The sequence below is a fragment of the Glaciimonas soli genome (assembly GCF_009497155.1).
GTDB classification, from domain to species: Bacteria; Pseudomonadota; Gammaproteobacteria; order Burkholderiales; family Burkholderiaceae_D; genus Glaciimonas; species Glaciimonas soli.
Window position 1 is genome coordinate 7,817 of record NZ_WINI01000027.1, and the last position, 315, is coordinate 8,131.

1 protein-coding gene is annotated in these 315 nt (G+C 43.2%); it reads right to left on the reverse strand.

Annotated elements, in window-relative coordinates:
* Nucleotides 1-112 precede the first annotated feature (112 nt).
* Nucleotides 113-315: IS3 family transposase (locus GEV47_RS19290; RefSeq protein WP_153236420.1), on the reverse strand; the 203-nt coding region annotated here is incomplete at its 5' end.

Consider the following 315-nt stretch of genomic DNA (forward strand, 5'->3'; position numbering starts at 1 on the left):
GAGACACCGATGGATAAATATTCTGCGGCTTCAGTCGCTGTCATTAATGGTTTTTGCATTACTGACCTTGCCCTTCAAAACCGCATCCCATAACTGAGAATTTTTATGCGACCTACTGTTGTTTTGCAAGCCAGTTTTTCTCGAAATTCATGGAGCTGACGTAACCAAGTGTTGAATGCTGGCGACGTGCATTATAAAAGTTTATCCAATCAACGATCTCATCTTTTGCTTCTCGTTGAGTAGCAAATTTTTTGCCATGAATACGCGCCACTTTCAGCGCCCCCCATAAACTCTCAGGTGGAGAATTGTCCCAAC